The organism is Natrinema salaciae (assembly GCF_900110865.1).
GTDB lineage: Archaea > Halobacteriota > Halobacteria > Halobacteriales > Natrialbaceae > Natrinema > Natrinema salaciae.
Map to the genome: position 1 here is coordinate 452,859 of NZ_FOFD01000001.1, position 15,923 is coordinate 468,781.

Here is a 15,923-nt window from a genome sequence, read left to right on the forward strand (position 1 = left end):
CCGATGACATCATCACTCGAGGCGCTGTCGCCCGCCGTACTCGGCGGCGGGATCGACGGACCGACAGTCGTCGCCGCCGTCGTCGTCGTGGCGATGGTCGTCACGGTCGGGTTCTTCGTGTTTCTGGCGCTCGGTCCCGGGACGGAGCCGTACCAGGCGGAGCAGGCCGAACCGACGCCGACGGACGATAGCGGTCTCCGGAACACCGACGCGGACGAGCGATCGGGCCAGTCGACCGAATCCGGGTCCGACTGACGGGATCGCCCGCTCGCCGGGGGCTCTCAGCGAGGAATCCGCGTGTCGCCACGCGAGAGGGGCCGCGTCTGCCGGCAGCTGCCGGCTCCACACTGACACGGCGGATCGTGGACGCGACGACCATGGTGGACATCGACATCGACACCGACACCGAGCCGGAACTGGGCACCGCGACCATCGTCTACGAGACGCCCGGCGAGAACGACGAGCGGGTCACCGTCGACAACGACCGGATCGCCTACTTTCAAGACCACTGGCTGTTCGCGTACGGCACCGACGAGGACGGGAACGACATCGTTCGCCGGGTCCCCAAGGAGCGCGTCCACTACATCGAGCGCTCCGTCGAGGAGATCGAGGAGACGTTCGAATCCGGTCTCGAGAAAGCGAAGGGAAAACTCGAGGAGCTCAGGGACTGAATCGGTCCCGTATCGACTCCCGGACCCTGAGCCCCGTGCCCCGTCGCCGCGCTCGAGTCCGAGCGCCGCGTCCCGTCGAGCCGCTAGTCCTCGTCGCCGATCCGGGTGCGATCTCCGAGGCAGTCGTCGATCCGGTCTCGCACCGGTTCGTCCCGGCCAGCGTCGTCCGGCGTGACGAAGGGGTCCGTCGCCCCGTTCTCGAGCGCGGTGAGACACTCCGCGACGGTGTAGGTGCGGTCACCGTTCGAACAGGGTGCGACGCACTGGAGATCCTCGCCTTCGTACACGGCCACGCACACGGTCGGCACTCGAACCTGGACGGCGGGCCGTTGCCCGACCATCGAGGTGGTTTCGCACCGCTCGAACGAACGTAGCGCGTACCCCTCGCGGTCGGCCCAGCGCTGAAACTCCTCGACAGTGGGCGACACCGACGGTCCGGAATCGTCGAGTTTCTCGAGGACGGGCCGCACCGACGCCCACGTCTCGACGCGGACGGTTGCGTCTCCATCCCCGTCCTCGAGGCGACGCGCTCGCGTGACGGTTTCCCTGAGCGGGTCCACGACGGCCGCGGACGCATCGGCTCGGAGGTAGACGACGATACGGACCGGATCGGTGGAATCTGCGTTCGTGTCTGGCATTTTTGCCGTCCGCTCTCGGGTGCGGCCTCACTCGTCGAGCCACCGTTCACAACCATAAAACTAGCAACGTGTGGTCGGCATCGACTCTCAGTCCGCGGATCAGGTGCGGACGGAACTCGAGGGTACCGGACGCCGAAGTCGAAGGCGGTGACCGCCGCGCGGAACCGCGGTCGTCGTCGTTATCGGCGCTCCGAGGTCGGCTCGTCCATGTGGACCTCGTGAATCGAGATCCGGATGTCGGACTCGTCCTCGAATTCGGCCGTCGGTCGGCCGGCCGCCTCCGCCTCGCGGCGGTCGCGTTCGCGGTCGATGTTGCGGACCGCCCGTCGCTCGGCCGCGTCGAACGACGACCCCATCGCGATCAGGAAGCCGACCATGGCGGTCACGAGCGCGACGACGCCGATCGCGACGGCGCCGATCGAAGCCAGCGTGCCGGAGAGGACTTCTCCGGAGACCAACAGCGAGGCCGCAGTGACACCCGCGATCAACGTGACCAGCCGACCGAGTCGGCCGGTATCGAGCCCGTGGTAGTTCTTTTCGCCGGTGGTGTCGGACAGCACGGACAGGATTCCGTTGTACGAATCGTCGGTCCGTGCGTTCCCGAGCGAGTGAATCGACTGTGCGATCCAGACGCCGGCGGTGAAGTTGAGGAACGCGACGAACGAGACGAGTCCGACCTGCCCGTCGACGAACAGCCCCGCGACGATCGCGCTACCGAACGTCAGCGCCATGATCGCGTGCGTCACGAGCGAACGCGTTCCGAAGTCTTCGAGTCGAGCGGTGTATCCCAGGTTCATACCCTAGCGGAGGGTCGCAACGATCATAGCGTCGCTCCCTAACCACGTCAATCGATAACAATATACACGACTGTCGCTACCTGCGATACGTGTCTCCCGTCGACCCGGGAACCCCGGTTGCGTCGGCGATCGCCGCGTCGACCGAGGGACGTCCCGATCGCAGTCCACTTACCGCGGCCCCGCGAATCCACGCCCATGCAGATCAAAGACCGGGAGCAGGTCGAGGGCGGCCGCGAACGGGTCACCGTCGTCCCCGAGAGCGTCGACGACCTCTGGCACCTGCAGTACGTCCTCGAGCCCGGCGACCGCGTCGCGGGCGATACGACTCGGCGGATCCAGCGCAACGACGACCAGATGCGGGACACGGGCGGCGAGCGCGAACACATGTGGGTCGCCATCGCCGTCGACGACGTCGAGTTTCACAAATTCGCCAACCGGCTCCGGGTCGGCGGCGAGATCGTCGCCTGCTCGCGCGAGGATCAGCTCGGCTTTCACCACACCCTCAACGTCGAGGAACGCGAGGAGCTATCGATCGAGAAGCGGTTCAAGCCCGACCAGCGGGCCCGACTCGAGGAGGCCGAGGAGGCGACCGAAAACCCCGACGTCGCTATCGCGACCGTCGAGGAGGGGCAAGCCCACGTCCACACGGTCGCTCAGTACGGCACCGAAGAGCGAGCGACGATCACCGGGACGACCGGAAAAGGCGAGTACGCGCGGGGGCGTTCTGAGCTGTTCGCCGAACTCGCGACGGTCCTGAAGCGGCTCGAGGTCGACGCGATCATCCTCGCCGGACCCGGCTTCACCAAACAGGACGCGTACAAGTACCTCGAGGAGAACGAGCCGGACGTCGCCGAGATGATCACGATGGTCGACACGGCGGCTGTCGGCGACCGCGGCGTCCACGAGGTGCTCAAGCGCGGTGCCGTCGCGGACGTCCAGGAGGAGACCCGCATCGAGAGCGAGGCCGAGTATATCGACGAACTCACCCGGAGAATGGCCGAGGGTGCCAAGGCGGCCTACGGCCCCGAACAGGTCGCGCAGGCCGCCGAGTTCGGTGCGATCGAGCGTCTGCTCGTGCTCGACGATCGGTTACAGAAGGAACGCGGACCGGACGGCGAGTGGGCGATCAGCGTCGACGAGATCGTGCGGACGGCCGAACAGAAAGGCGGCGACGTGACGGTCTTCTCGAGCGAGTTCCCGCCCGGCCAGCAGCTCTCGAACCTCGGCGGGATCGCGGCGTTGCTGCGATATCGCCTCGAGTGATCGAGCCGACCGCTCTCGTTCGGGGTGCGAGTCGACGATTCTCGTCGTCGAGCGTCGGGGCGCTCGGTTCGTGCTCGAGCGGCGACGCCGAAAATCGACACCGCGCTGTGAGACGGCGGCGGCAGGCGGACCGCGCTTACTCCGGCGGCAACTCTTCGCCCGCTTCGATGAGCTGGATCAGGACGGACGCGAACACCGACCCCGAACTCCAGATCGCGGTCTCGGACCGCTCGCCACCGAGAACGCTCAGCAGGATGCTGTCGTTGTCGGCGACGACGATTCGGCCCGATCGCTGATCGTCGGCCCGGTGGTCCGGTGGGTGGCTGAGGACGATGCCCTCGTGGTCGGCGAACCGGTTTTCGATCGCTTCCGACCTGCTGAGGATGATCACCGTGACGCCGGCCGCGGCGCGCTCGGTGAGGGCCCGTTCGATCGAGTCGGTGACGAGTTCCGGGAGGCGGGCGCCGAAGACGATCCGTTCGTCGGCCTGCGAGATGATGTCGACCGCTCGATCCGCGACGCGATCACGGCCGCGAACCGTCCAGATGTCCTCCTGTGTCTCCTCCCCGACCGGCTCGTTCTTGACCGTTTCGACGTGTTCGAACGCGCGGTCCTGTTCGCGCTCGAACTGCTCCCGAAGGATCTCTCGCGCCTCGTCGACGCTGACCGGCCGGTACCGGATCGGATTCGACTGCTGGACCTCGAGTAGCCCGCGATCCTCGAGGCTCTCGGCGACGCTGTACACCTGCGAGCGCGGGACGTCCGTGACGTTGGCGACGTCTCTGGCCGTCCCGGCACCCAGACGGTGGAGCGCGATGAACACCTTGGCCTCGTAGCTGGTGAGCCCGAGCTGCTCGAAGGCGTCGACGGCCGCGGCCTTGCCGCCGCTCACTCGTCGCCACCTCGATCGAGTTCGGTCCCGCCGTCGCTCGCGGCGGTCGCTGCAAGCCGGTCGTCCGACGCGTCGAACGAGACGTCCGGCCCGAAGTACCGCGTCCACAGGACCAGCAGCGTCGGCAGGACGACGACGCTCGCCAGGAACGCGTACGTGATCGTCAGCCCGGTGATGATCCCGAACTGCCGGAGTGCGGGGAGGATGGCGAAGGCGAGCGTTCCGAACCCGCCGACGGTCGTCGCCGCACTGCCGAGCAGTGCGCCACCGGTGCCGGTGACGGTCGTTCGCAGCGCCGACCAGACGTTACCCTGTCGCTCTAGCTCGAGCGTGTACCGGGCGCTGACGTGGATGCTGTAGGCGACGCCGAGCCCGACGGTGAGGCTCGTGATCATCCCCGTCAACACGTTGAACGGCATGCCGATGAGGTACATCGTCCCCAGAATCCAGCTGACGGAGAACGCGACCGGCAGCAGGGTGACGGCACCCAGCGTCGCGCTGTTCCCCGTCAGCCGGTACGCCGCGGTGAGGAACAGGAACACCGCCACGAGCGTGATCACGAGACTCTCGAGGACGGTGTCCAGCAGGTCCTGTTCGACGATGTGGCTGACGATCGGATCGCCGGTGGCGATCGTGCTCCAGTCACCGTCGCCGTTCGCCTCGAGATCGCTGGCGATCGTCCGCAGCTCGCTGGTCGTCTCGCTGGCGGTCACACCGCCGTCCACGGAGATGACGAGCCGTGCCGACTCGTACTCCCCGCCGTCGGTCCGGTGGAGGACCTGGCTCGCGCTCTCATCGTCGATCTCGAAGAGCTGGTCGTACAGCGCCGAGACGTTCTCGTCGGGGACGCCGTCGCCGTCGGTGTCCGCCGCGGTGAACGACTCGTTGAACGACTCGTTCTGTGCGGCGACCTGTTCCATCGTCGAGAGCGGGTCCTGCACGTCGGTGTCGCCGGTCGCGAGCGTGTGGGCGACGCCGCTGTTCGCGGTATCGTTCCGCGCGGTGTCGACCGCCTCGAGGAACTCGTCGTCGTCGACGTTGCCCTCGGCGAGGATCTGTGCCTGCCGGTCCTGGCGCTGGAAGTTGTCGTTGACGAACTCGAGGTTGTCCTTGGCGTGGTACTCACCGGGTGCCATCCCGCCGGGGAGGCGGTCCGTCCACGCGGGGGGACTCTCCGCGAGGAAGTCCTCCTCCTGGAAGCTGGTGTCGACCTGGGTCGCGCCGTACGCGCCGCCCGCGGTAAGCAACGCGACGAGGAGGATGACGACGATCGGGATCCGGCGAGCGGCGGTCGAGCCGACCGTCAGGACGTCGCTGAAGCGGCCGTCGCCGGTCCCGAACGCGCGTTTGCGCCGATCGATGCCGCGAGACTCGAGGAACTCGTCGATCTCGATCTTGGCGGCCGGGATCAGCGCGCCGAAGACGATCAGCGCGGCGACGATCCCGACGGAACTGACGACGCCGAACTCCCGAATGGGACCGATCGGACTGACGAGATTCGAGAGGAAGCCGATGACGGTCGTGGCCGTCACCCAGACGAGGGCGGCGCCCACGCCCGCCAGCGCGATCGTCATCGAGCCGCGGACGGTGCCGCCGGTGCCGTCGGCTTCCCGCTGCTCGCGGTGACGCATGAAGACGTGAATCGCGTAATCGATCGACAGGCCGATCAGGAGGACGGGCACCGCGACGAACATCTGGTTGAAGGCGATGTCCGCCCACCCCATGAAGCCGAACGTCCAGACGAGGACGGCGATGATCCCGGCGACCCCGAGGACGATATCGAGCAGGTCGCGGTACGCGACCAGGAGCGCGATGACGACGAACAGCAGCGCCAGCGGGCCGACGATGGCGAGGCTGTCGCCCATCGAGCGGTCGATCTCGTCGGTGATGATGCCGGCGCCGAAGGTGACGTAGTCCTGCTCCTGATTCTGTGCCAGGTCGCTGATGTGGAGCTGACTGTCGGTGATTCGCTCGCTGACCGCACTGCCGCCCATCCCGCCGGTCCCGTCGCTGGCCGTCGACTGGACCACCAAGGTCATCCGCGTTTCGGCTTCGGTGCTACCCGGCTCGTAGGACGAGGGCATCAACGCGATCGCGGCGTTGTCGTCCGATCCGTCCGAGGAGAGCGTCTCCTCGAGAATCCGCTCGTACTCCGCGTCGCTCATGTTCTCGAGGGTCGCGAGCTGCTCGTCGAGCGGCGGCTGGGTCTCGCTCTGCAGCGCCGCGTACTCCGCCTCGAGCACGCCGGCCGTTCCGGCCCGATAGACGCCCTCGAGTTGCTCGCCGAGCTGCTGGTACTCGGGGTTTTCCTCCGGGTTCTCGCTTTGTGAGCGGATCGCGTAGCGCTGCGATTCGATCGCTCGGGCCTGCTGAACGGCCGACTCGTACTGCGCCGTCTGGTTCTCGTCGAGTCCCGCCGTCGCGTTCTCGACGGTGGCGTCGAACTGCGCCTCGAGTTCGCTCGAGCGCGCCTGATACTCGGTGTCGTCGATCGCGCCGTTCTCGTAGGACTCGTTCAACTGCTCGTACTGGCGCTGGAGGCCGATCGTCTCGTCGAGTCCGGTTTCGAGTCGTGCGCTCGTCTCGTTCAGTTCGGCGGCCTCCTCGTTTTTGATCGCCGTAATCGCGACGACGTTCTCGACGCCGGTGATCGACCGGTTCTCGACGAGCGTCGAATTGATCGACTCGTTCGCCCGGAGTTCCTGCTGGAACTCGAGCGACGAAACCAGGGAGTCTTTCGTCAGGACGTTATCGCCGCGCGCGATCAGCTGGATGCTGGTCGTGTTCTCCCGTTGCTGACTCGTGAAGTTCTCGTCGATTCGCTCGATCGCTTTCGCCTCGTCGGATTCGCTCTCGAACTGGTCGAGCGAGGAGTCGTCGTCGACCATCGGCATCCCGGCCCCGACGAGCGCCGTCGTGAGCAGGAGGACCACGAGTACGATCCGTGTGTGCGTGGTGACGATGTCCGCGAGCCGATCGGGTACGCTCATTCGTTCACCTCGCTGTCCAGTCGCGAAAGCTCGGGTGGAACCATTCTGTTGTTATGATCCTACAAACTCGGTCATATATACCTGTTCGGGATTCGTGTCAGCAGATCCCGAACCGAGAGACAGCTGCAGGAGCCGCGGAAACCCGCTGTTAGGAGGGGTTATGGTCGAAACCGGATCTCGAACCAGAACTGGAACCGAAACCGAAGTCAGAATCAGCATTGGAATTAGAACCGGACCGGCGGTGCGGTCGGCGGCTGCCCGACTACTCGATCGAAACGGTCTTGAGATCGTCGGCGAACCGGACGTCGCCGTCGTAGTGGGCGGCGATCGACTCGAGCATCTCGTCGTGCCGCCCCTCGGTGTGGGGATAGAGGTGGGTCAGGTAGACGCGACCGATCTCTCGATCGGCCAGCGCCCGGCCGAGGGTATCGGGCGTCGGATGGTTCGAGACATCGACGTCGTCCGGGAACGAGCAGTCGTGAGCGAGGATCGCCGACCCCTCGGCGAAGTTCGCCAGCCCCGCGAAGGCCTCGCTGTCGCCGCTGAAGGTAAAGCGGTCGTCGAACCGATAGGCCAGACACGGCACCGAGTGTCGGGTCTCGTAGGCCGAGACGTCGAACCCCGCGACGGAGAACTCGCCGGCGACCACCTCTCGAACCTGGAGATCGAGTTTTCCCTGCATGTACTCGTAGACGTCGAGGAGGTCGTCGACCAGCCGCTTGGTTCCCTGCGGGCCGACGACCTCGAGGTGGTCCTCGCCGGCGAGCCAGCGGGCCTTCATCAGCGGCAGCAGATCGGTGACGTGATCGAGGTGATGGTGCGTCAGGAGGACGGTCGAGACGGTCTCGTAGCCGACGCCGGACTGCTGGAGCCGCTGGAGCGCGCCGGCACCGCAGTCGAGCAACAGCGTCCGACCGTCGTCCTGAACCAGAATTCCCGCCTGAAAGCGTTCGCCGGTGGGCATTGCGCTGCCCGTGCCGAGAAAGGTGACACGCATACGCGGGTGTGGAACGGCCGTCCCGATAAGGGTACCTCTCGCCGTCGTCGACTCCTGCGGACTGCCGGCGTCGAGGTCGTGGCGGCGTCCCGAGCGCCTCGAGTAGCGCGGGGTCCGGATCGGCACAAAGATTCAAGCGGGTGGATTCTCCAACGTAGCGTATCGTTCCGATGGTGTCGCACGCAATCGACGGCGATCCGGGTCCGCGGGCAGGCCACAGGAGACGTTCGAGTTCGACTGCCGGTCTCGTGGGGCGGGCGGCGTCCGTCGCGGGCCGGGCGGTGAGCGAATGATCGGTCGCCTCGAGGACCCGGTCCCGCCGTCGGTCGCGAAAACGACGCTCTACCGCGTCGCCGGGTGGCTCCTGCGGGCGTACGTCGCCACCCTGCTCGTCGTCGGCGTCTACAGTCTCCTCTGGCTCCTCGAGATCGCGGGGATGCTTCCCGGCCGCTGGCTGTCGACGGTCTGGATCGGGATCGCTGCGATGGGGGCGGTCTTTCTCGTCCTCTCGCTGCCGCTCTATTACGCCGCTCGAACGACCGATCGGTGACGAGGTCAGTCGGTAGCCGTCGTCCCGTCGCCCAGCACTCGGTACGATTCGTTGCCGCAGGCACAGCGTCCGTCGATTCCGATCGGTTGCACCGTTTCGTCTCGGAGTATCCGGACCGCGAGCACGTTCTCACAGTGCGTACAGATCGCGGCCGCTCGGCGTATGTCCGGCGTCATTGATGCGTGTTCCACGGCATCACACTTCAGACTAGCTCAGGTGGGCTGGCCAGTCACTCCCGCTGACGCCCGGGACGAGCAGTTCGAGCGCGGGGTCCGAACGCGGCGAACGCGTCGCCCGAGCGGCGGCGTGTCGATCGGCGGTTTTATCATCGTCTCGAGCGGACCGATACGACGACCGAGCCATGACTGTCGTTCTCGCCGGCGTCGGCGCTGATACCACGAACCTCGGCGCGCTGGCTCCCCTGTACGACGACGGCCGCTTCGAGTACGTTCCGATCCCGGAGAAAACCCGCGAGACGTCCGAGTCCGAGACGCTCGGATCGTGGCAGTTGCGGGCCCGCGACGCGACCGCAGCGGATCTGACGACCCGCATCACGCCCCAACCGATCCACGACGGGGCCGAAACCGTCGCCGGCGACGCCCTCGAGTCGTGGCCGCTCCACCGCGACCCCAACTTCGCGGCGCTCACTTACGGCGAACACCGGACCAGCGGCTACGTCTCGCGGCTGCGCGCGCTCGAGTCGGGCGACGTCGTCGGCTTCTACGCCGGCCTGCGCCGGCCCGGCGGGGACCGCGCCCACCGCTATCTGATCGGCTACTTCACCGTCGACGACGTCGTCGTCGTCGGCCCCGACACGCCGCCCGCCGAGCGCGAGGCGATTCTCGACGCGCATCCGGCGAACGCGCACGCGAAACGCGCCCGCGACGGCGACCTCTACCTCGAGAAACGAGTCGTGATCGTCGACGGCCGCGAGCCCGGTGGTCTCTTCCGGCGAAACCCGATTCGGCTCAGCGACTATTACGTCGCGGCAGGCAACGATCGACCGCAGTACTACCTGCGCGACGAACTCGAATCGGCGTGGAACGTACGCGCCGGCGGCGCGAACATGATGTTCAAGCCGGCCTACCGGTGTGACCTGTCCGGGGCCGCGTTTCGGGAACTCGTCGGGACTCCCGGTTCGCGGTCGGCCGTCAGCGGAAGCGACGCGGACTGACGGAGCCCGTCACTCGGCCGCAGTCCCCTCGGACGGCTCGACGAACGCCTCGACCTCGTCGACGTTCGAGCCCAGCGTCACTTCCTCGGCGGGATCGTCGTACTCGACGATGTCGTGTTCGGCGAGTCGCGGGAGGTGGACGTGGACCAGTTCGACGAGCGCGGTGCGCCGGGAGTCGTGGCCGGCGTCATCGGCTCCGTGACCGTCCGACGATGCGAGCTGCCCCGCAAGTTCGCGTGCGGTCGCCGACTCGACCTCTCGGAGGTAGCACACGATGGATCGTCGCGTCGCGTCCGAGAGAATCGTGCAGACGGCGTCTACCTCGAGGGACTCCAAGCGAGACTGTGTCATAGCGGTCGTTGATCGGCGATCGACACACCAGTGATCCCTAACTAGGGAGGGATGTGGCGGTCGGGTACCGGCTGGACCGGGCGACGTCGCCATCGCGGCGTCTGGAGCGTTCCGAGGGGGCGGCTGCGGGAGCGTCTCGTCACGCGACCGGCCCGAAGCTTGAAACGTTCTGGATTCGATCGTCAGATCGGTGACCGAACGTGATTGAGAGATCGGTGGTCGCTCGATCACCGGCTGCCATCGCCGCGACCTACGCGGTAATCGGCACGCTCTGGATCCTCGGTTCGGATCTCCTCATCTACGCGCTCGTCGAAAACCTGGGGCTGGCGATCTCGGTACAGGTGGTCAAAGGCTGGGTGTTCGTCCTCGGTTCGTCGGTCCTCCTCTACGGACTGGTCTCTTTCAGGCAACGGGATCTCGAGCGAACGAACGAACGGCTCGATCGGGCGCTCCAGCAGACGAGCATCCTCCAGCGGATCATCCGGCACAACCTCCGAAACACCTGCAATATCATCCGGGGAAACGCCGACCTGCTGGCCGACGATCTCCCCGACGACGACGGGACCGCCCATCGCCTCGAGACGATTCGGACCGAGACCGACCGCCTCGTCGAACTGAGCGAGAAGACCCACTTGCTCCGGGACGTCGTCCTCGGCGAGTCGAGCGGGACCCAACGGGTCAACCTCTCGCAGCTTCTCGAGTTGCGGGCCGAGCAGGCTCGGAACCGGTACCCCGACGCGACGATTCGAACCGACGTTCCCGACGGCGTCGTCCGCGAAACCGATCCGCGCCTCGAGACGGCGATCGACGAACTCCTCGAGAACGCGGTGGAGCACAACGACGTCGCCGAACCGGCGGTCGACGTGGCGATGGACGCAGACGGAGCCGACGGCGTCACGATTTGTGTGAGCGACACCGGCCCGGGCCTGCCCGAGATCGAGCGAACCGTCTTTCAGGAGGGGATCGAAACGCCGATGGCGCACTCGGAGGGCGTCGGGCTCTGGGTGACACAGACGATTCTGCTGAAAGCCGGGGGGACGTTCACGATCGAGGACAACGAGCCGCGAGGGACGACGGTCCGGCTCGTGATTCCGTAGCCGGCTCGCCGCGGTGAGCGGCGAGGGCGCCGTTCGACCGGTGCGCGTGCCGCCCGCTTCCGAACCGATCGGTTTCATGTAGCGAGGCGAGAAACGATGCGCTCAGTGACGGGTTCCGACGACACGACGCCGCGACACGACCGCGTCGAGCGCCACCCGACCCCCGGACCGCGAAACTCGCTGGCCCACTGGACCACCGCTCGCCACCCGCTCCGGGTCGCGATCAACTACGTCGTCGTCTGGCTGGTCCGAATCTCGCCCAGCCTCCGACTCAAGCGCTGGCTCCTCCGGCGCATCGGCGTCACGGTCGGCGACGGCGTCTCCTGGGGGCTCGAGGCGACGCCGGACGTCTTCTGGCCCGACCTGATCACGGTGCGAGCGGACGCGATCGTCGGCTACGACGCGACGATTCTCTGTCACGAATTCCTGCAGGACGAGTACCGAACGGGCGAGGTCGTCGTCGGCGAGCGCGCGATGATCGGGGCCGGTGCGATTATTCTCCCCGGCGTCGAGATCGGCGAGGACGCGCGCATCGCGGCGAACTCGCTCGTTACCCGCGACGTCCCGCCGGACACGACCGTTGCGGGCGTGCCGGCGCGATCGATGAGCGACGACAGCGACGGGGACGGGAACGGGAACGAACCCGCCGCCGCGTAGCTTTCGAACGAAGGCGCTTCGACCGAGTCGGGATCAGCAGTGATCGACCACGCTACAGCGACGGCCAGGACTTGCGGGCCTCGTTCCAGGAGGTGATGTCGGCGATCCAGCGGGCGGCGATCATCTTCTTCAGGTTCTGGGCCGGGAAGCCGCCGAAGGTGTCGACCGGGAGCGAGATGCCGAACGCGGGTTTGACGTCGTGGGCGACGGCCTCCTCGCCGACGGAGACGACGGTCCCCTTGTCCTCGTGCTCCCAGGTCTGCAGCGGGCGGTTCTCGATCGCGCGAGCGATGTTCTCGCCGACCACGTCCGCGGCCTGCCAGGCGGCCTGTGCCGTCGGCGGTGCGGGCTGATCCCCCTGGTCGATGATCGCGGAGTCGCCGATCGCGAACACGCGCTCGTCGGAGGTCTGGAAGTTCGCACCCGTGTTGATGCGGTTGTGTTCCTTCTCGAGGTCGGCGTCGTCCATCGCGTCGCGGCCGGTGATCCCGCCGGTCCAGACGAGAACGTCGTGATCGAGGGGCTCGCCCTCGTCGAACTCGATCTGCTCCGCGGTGGCTTCGGTGATCGGGTCGTCCGTGTGGATCTGGACGCCGGCCTCCTCGAGCAGATCGCGCAGCGCCTGCTGAATTTCGGGGTCGTTGCCGGGGAAGATCTCCTCGAGCGCTTCGACGAGGTGGATCTCGATGGGCGCGCGGTGGCTGTCGCGGAACTCCGCGATCTCGCCGGCGGTCTGGATTCCGGAGAGGCCGGCACCGCCGATCACGACCTGTGCGGGGTCCCCGCGGGTCGCCTCCTGGCTGGCCGCGTTGACCGCCTCGTGGATCTCGAGCGCGTCGTCGAGGCTCTTCAGGGTCAGCGAGTGTTCCTCGAGACCGGGGATGCCGTAGTAGGCGGTCTGACTGCCGAGTCCGACGAGGACGTAGTCGTATTCGACGTCGTCCGTGTCGGCGAGTTCGACGACCTGCTCGTCGGTATCGAGGCCGGTGACCTCGCCCTGGATGAATCGGGTCGACGGGTCCGCGATCTGCTCGACCGGGAACGTGATGTCCGATCGAACGTTCGGATCTCGGATCACGCGGTGGGATTCGTGGAGGACGAGGTGATAGTCGACGTCAGCGATCCACGTTAGCCGCGCGTTGCCCCCGAGCTCCGACTGGAGCTTTTTGATCGCACCGGTTCCGGCATACCCGGCACCGAGCACGACGACGTTCTCAGTCATACGCGACACTGCGAAACACTATGATACAAAGGTGTTGAAACGGGAATCAGTGTGCTCACAGTTCGCACACGGTCTTCGTTCGACGCGCGCGGCATTCGCCGGCGACGTTAGAGTATCCGTTTGCCGAACGTGCTCGCGGTCAGTTCGGCCGCCAGCGTCGCCGTCTCGTTGGCCTCGTCCAGGATCGGGTTCACTTCGACGACGTCCATCGATCTGAGAACTCCCTCGTCCTCGTCGTACCGCGAGAGGGCCTCGAGCGCGGCGTGGGCTTCCCGGTAGGTGACGCCGCCGCGGACGGGCGTCCCGACGCCGGGTGCCTCCTTGGGGTCGAGCCAGTCGAGGTCGAGACTGACGTGGACGCCGTCGGTGCCGTCCGTCGCGACCGCGAGGGCGTCCTCGACGACCGCCGAGATGCCGCGCTGGTCGATGTCGGACATCGTGAACGCCGTCATGTCGCTCTCGCGAATCAGTTCGCGCTCGCGGTCGTCGATACTTCGGAGGCCGACGTAGGCGATCGACGACTCGCGCAAGCGGGGCGCGGGTGCCCACTCCGTCTCGCCGAACGCGCCGCGACCGAGGGCCGCGGCGAGGGGCATTCCGTGGACGTTCCCGCTGGGGGTGGTCTCGGGCGTGTTGAGGTCGGCGTGGGCGTCGAACCAGACGGCACCGAGGTCGGCCTCGCGCGCCGAACCGGTCAGCGAGCCGATCGCGACGGAGTGGTCCCCGCCCAGGACGAGCGGGAACTCGCCGTCCGCGAGGGTCGCTGCGACCCGTTCGCTTACCCGCGTACAGACGTCCTCGACCTCTCGGAGGAACTTCGCGTTCCCGCGAGTGGGCTGGTCGGCGTCCGGGTCGCGTTCTTCCGCCCGCGGCATCGTCAGGTCGCCGTCGTCGACCGGCTCGACGCCCGCCCGCTCGAGGCCGTCGGCGAGATCGGCGTATCGGATCGCGGACGGTCCCATGTCGACACCACGTCGGTTCGCCCCGTAGTCCATCGGTGCACCGATGATTCTGACGGTTCGCTCCATACGACCGCTACACGGCGGGCCGGTTTGGTCGTGGCGATCCCATCGCGGTCTCGGTGGCGACAGGTTTAGGGATAGACCCGTCTAAATTCGGCACAGCATGATGCTGAGCGACGTGATGGAAGACTATCTCAAAGCGATCTATCAGCTCCAACGCGAGACCGACGACCGGATCAAGACGTCCGAGATCGCCGAGGAGCTGGACGTCACGTCGCCGACGGTCACCAGCATGCTCGACAAGCTCGAGGAGCGCGAACTGGTCGACCGGGAGAAGTACCGCGGCGTGACCCTCACGGACGAGGGCGAGACCGTCGCCCTCGAGATCGTCCGCCACCACCGGCTGCTCGAGGCCTACCTCACCGAGCACCTCGATTACGACTGGTCGGAGGTCCACGCGGAGGCCGACCGGCTCGAACACCACATCAGCGAGGACTTCGAGGCCCGAGTCGCCGACGCGCTCGGCGAGCCGGAGGTCGATCCGCACGGGTCGCCGATCCCCAGCGCCGACCTCGAACCCCCGACACGACCCGACGGGGAGTCGATCGCCGAGTTCGACGCCGGGGCCGTCGTGACCGTCGCCGAGGTCGCCGACCGCGACCCGGACGTGCTCTCCTATCTCGCGGACCACGGCGTCGAGCCCGGCGTCGAACTCGAGATTCTCGAGGTCGCCCCGTTCGGAATGGTGACCGCTCGCTCGAGCGAGGCCGACGACCCCGTCTCGCTCCCGGAATCCGTCGCGACCCACGTCTGGGTCGCACCGCCCGCGGAACCCGAGCTGTAGTCGGGTTCGGAGCGATCCTCCGCGATCGCCGCAGGCGCTCGCACCCCTCGTCTTGTTCCGAGTTAGCAATATACGAATAAAACAGATGCGGATCTCTTCGCGGAGAACGAAGGAAAACCTCTTCCCCGGTCCGCGTCAAACGTCACAATACTGGCGAAACGAGCCGGCTGACCCGCCGGATTTAAGGAATCCAAATACGAATTAATACCTATGTCATCAATCGAACTCACACCGAGCCAGAAGAAAATCCTCCGGGCACTCACGAACCTCCACAAGGAGACCGAAGACGCCATCAAAGGGGAGGACATCGCCGAGCAGGTCGATCGCAACCCTGGAACGATCCGCAACCAGATGCAGAGTCTCAAAGCACTCCAGCTGGTCGAAGGCGTACCGGGACCGAAAGGCGGCTACAAACCCACGGCGTCGGCCTACGAGGCGCTCGAGATCCAGCAGATGGACGAGCCCGCGGCAGTCCCGATACAGCACGAGGGCGAACCCGTCGACGACACGATCATCGAGGAGATCGATCTCTCGAGCGTCCACCATCCGGAGCTCTGCCGCGCCGAGGTCCACATTCAGGGAACGCTCAGCGACATTCACGAGGACGATTCGGTCACCGTCGGCCCGACGCCGCTCTCGAAGCTCCTGATCGAGGGGACCGTCGACGGCAAAGACGACACGAACAACATCCTCATCTTGCGGATAGATGACATGGTCGCACCGGCCGAAGAACCGGCACACTGACACGGCAGTCTCCCCCGTTCTCCCACCGTTTCCGTCTAGCCTCTGCGCTCTCGCTCCTCGACCACTCTGCGAAA

At 66.6% G+C, this 15,923-nt stretch carries 18 protein-coding genes; 9 read left to right on the forward strand and 9 right to left on the reverse strand.

The window, feature by feature from the left end; all coding sequences use genetic code 11:
- Positions 1 to 3 precede the first annotated feature (3 nt).
- Positions 4 to 255, forward strand: a complete 252-nt coding sequence (locus BMX07_RS02250; RefSeq protein ID WP_090613043.1) for a hypothetical protein — start codon at positions 4 to 6, stop codon at positions 253 to 255.
- Between the two features lie 122 nt (positions 256 to 377).
- Positions 378 to 671, forward strand: coding sequence for a hypothetical protein (locus BMX07_RS02255; protein WP_090613047.1), 294 nt, complete (start codon positions 378 to 380; stop codon positions 669 to 671).
- A gap of 83 nt (positions 672 to 754) precedes the next feature.
- On the opposite strand, the gene BMX07_RS02260 is transcribed toward BMX07_RS02255, so the two are convergent.
- Both BMX07_RS02260 and BMX07_RS02265 read right to left on the reverse strand, forming a co-directional pair.
- The gene (locus BMX07_RS02260) at positions 755 to 1,309 is read right to left on the reverse strand and encodes an HTH domain-containing protein (protein ID WP_090613051.1); all 555 of its coding nucleotides are present in this window, start codon (positions 1,307 to 1,309) and stop codon (positions 755 to 757) included.
- 179 nt (positions 1,310 to 1,488) lie between these two features.
- Complete coding sequence (locus BMX07_RS02265) at positions 1,489 to 2,106, reverse strand: hypothetical protein (RefSeq protein WP_175480015.1); 618 nt, start codon at positions 2,104 to 2,106, stop codon at positions 1,489 to 1,491.
- A gap of 195 nt (positions 2,107 to 2,301) precedes the next feature.
- Here BMX07_RS02265 and BMX07_RS02270 point away from each other — a divergent pair, with 195 nt between their 5' ends.
- Entirely contained in the window at positions 2,302 to 3,369 is a 1,068-nt protein-coding gene (locus tag BMX07_RS02270; protein ID WP_090613055.1) for an mRNA surveillance protein pelota, read from the forward strand.
- 136 nt (positions 3,370 to 3,505) lie between these two features.
- Here BMX07_RS02270 and BMX07_RS02275 read toward each other — a convergent pair whose 3' ends face one another.
- The 3 genes from BMX07_RS02275 to BMX07_RS02285 all read right to left on the reverse strand — a co-directional run bounded on the left by BMX07_RS02275 (position 3,506) and on the right by BMX07_RS02285 (position 8,248).
- Entirely contained in the window at positions 3,506 to 4,261 is a 756-nt protein-coding gene (locus BMX07_RS02275) for a TrmB family transcriptional regulator (RefSeq protein ID WP_090613059.1), read from the reverse strand.
- The gene (locus BMX07_RS02280; RefSeq protein WP_090613064.1) at positions 4,258 to 7,251 is read right to left on the reverse strand and encodes an efflux RND transporter permease subunit; all 2,994 of its coding nucleotides are present in this window, start codon (positions 7,249 to 7,251) and stop codon (positions 4,258 to 4,260) included. Before BMX07_RS02280 ends, BMX07_RS02275 begins: the two co-directional genes overlap by 4 nt.
- Before the next feature lie 262 nt (positions 7,252 to 7,513).
- Positions 7,514 to 8,248: an MBL fold metallo-hydrolase gene (locus BMX07_RS02285; protein ID WP_090613068.1), complete on the reverse strand. Its 735-nt coding sequence runs from the start codon at positions 8,246 to 8,248 to the stop codon at positions 7,514 to 7,516.
- A 289-nt stretch (positions 8,249 to 8,537) separates the two neighbouring features.
- Between BMX07_RS02285 and BMX07_RS02290 the strand changes: the two genes are divergently transcribed.
- A complete protein-coding gene (locus BMX07_RS02290; RefSeq protein WP_090613072.1) occupies positions 8,538 to 8,798 on the forward strand; it encodes a hypothetical protein in 261 nt (86 codons plus the stop codon).
- 5 nt (positions 8,799 to 8,803) lie between these two features.
- On the opposite strand, the gene BMX07_RS24130 is transcribed toward BMX07_RS02290, so the two are convergent.
- Positions 8,804 to 8,974, reverse strand: coding sequence for a hypothetical protein (locus BMX07_RS24130; RefSeq protein WP_175480016.1), 171 nt, complete (start codon positions 8,972 to 8,974; stop codon positions 8,804 to 8,806).
- A gap of 185 nt (positions 8,975 to 9,159) precedes the next feature.
- Between BMX07_RS24130 and BMX07_RS02295 the strand changes: the two genes are divergently transcribed.
- On the forward strand, positions 9,160 to 9,972 hold the full coding sequence (locus BMX07_RS02295) for an Nmad3 family putative nucleotide modification protein (RefSeq protein WP_090613076.1): 813 nt from the start codon (positions 9,160 to 9,162) through the stop codon (positions 9,970 to 9,972).
- 9 nt (positions 9,973 to 9,981) lie between these two features.
- On the opposite strand, the gene BMX07_RS02300 is transcribed toward BMX07_RS02295, so the two are convergent.
- Positions 9,982 to 10,323: a DUF7344 domain-containing protein gene (locus BMX07_RS02300; protein ID WP_139210784.1), complete on the reverse strand. Its 342-nt coding sequence runs from the start codon at positions 10,321 to 10,323 to the stop codon at positions 9,982 to 9,984.
- Between the two features lie 200 nt (positions 10,324 to 10,523).
- On the opposite strand from BMX07_RS02300, the gene BMX07_RS02305 reads away from it, so the two are divergent.
- Positions 10,524 to 11,420 (forward strand): sensor histidine kinase, encoded by an 897-nt coding sequence (locus tag BMX07_RS02305; RefSeq protein WP_245742025.1) that lies wholly within the window; start codon positions 10,524 to 10,526, stop codon positions 11,418 to 11,420.
- Positions 11,421 to 11,525: 105 nt separating this feature from the next.
- A complete protein-coding gene (locus BMX07_RS02310; protein WP_175480052.1) occupies positions 11,526 to 12,077 on the forward strand; it encodes an acyltransferase in 552 nt (183 codons plus the stop codon).
- Between the two features lie 52 nt (positions 12,078 to 12,129).
- Here the strand turns inward: BMX07_RS02310 and BMX07_RS02315 are convergent, their stop codons facing one another.
- Both BMX07_RS02315 and rocF read right to left on the reverse strand, forming a co-directional pair.
- The gene (locus BMX07_RS02315) at positions 12,130 to 13,299 is read right to left on the reverse strand and encodes an NAD(P)/FAD-dependent oxidoreductase (RefSeq protein ID WP_090613086.1); all 1,170 of its coding nucleotides are present in this window, start codon (positions 13,297 to 13,299) and stop codon (positions 12,130 to 12,132) included.
- 107 nt (positions 13,300 to 13,406) lie between these two features.
- On the reverse strand, positions 13,407 to 14,327 hold the full coding sequence (gene rocF / locus BMX07_RS02320) for an arginase (RefSeq protein ID WP_090613089.1): 921 nt from the start codon (positions 14,325 to 14,327) through the stop codon (positions 13,407 to 13,409).
- 97 nt (positions 14,328 to 14,424) lie between these two features.
- Between rocF and BMX07_RS02325 the strand changes: the two genes are divergently transcribed.
- Together BMX07_RS02325 and BMX07_RS02330 are read left to right on the forward strand one after the other, a co-directional pair.
- Positions 14,425 to 15,105, forward strand: a complete 681-nt coding sequence (locus BMX07_RS02325; RefSeq protein WP_090613094.1) for a metal-dependent transcriptional regulator — start codon at positions 14,425 to 14,427, stop codon at positions 15,103 to 15,105.
- Positions 15,106 to 15,315: 210 nt separating this feature from the next.
- Positions 15,316 to 15,849 (forward strand): Rrf2 family transcriptional regulator, encoded by a 534-nt coding sequence (locus tag BMX07_RS02330; protein WP_090613098.1) that lies wholly within the window; start codon positions 15,316 to 15,318, stop codon positions 15,847 to 15,849.
- Positions 15,850 to 15,923 lie beyond the last annotated feature (74 nt).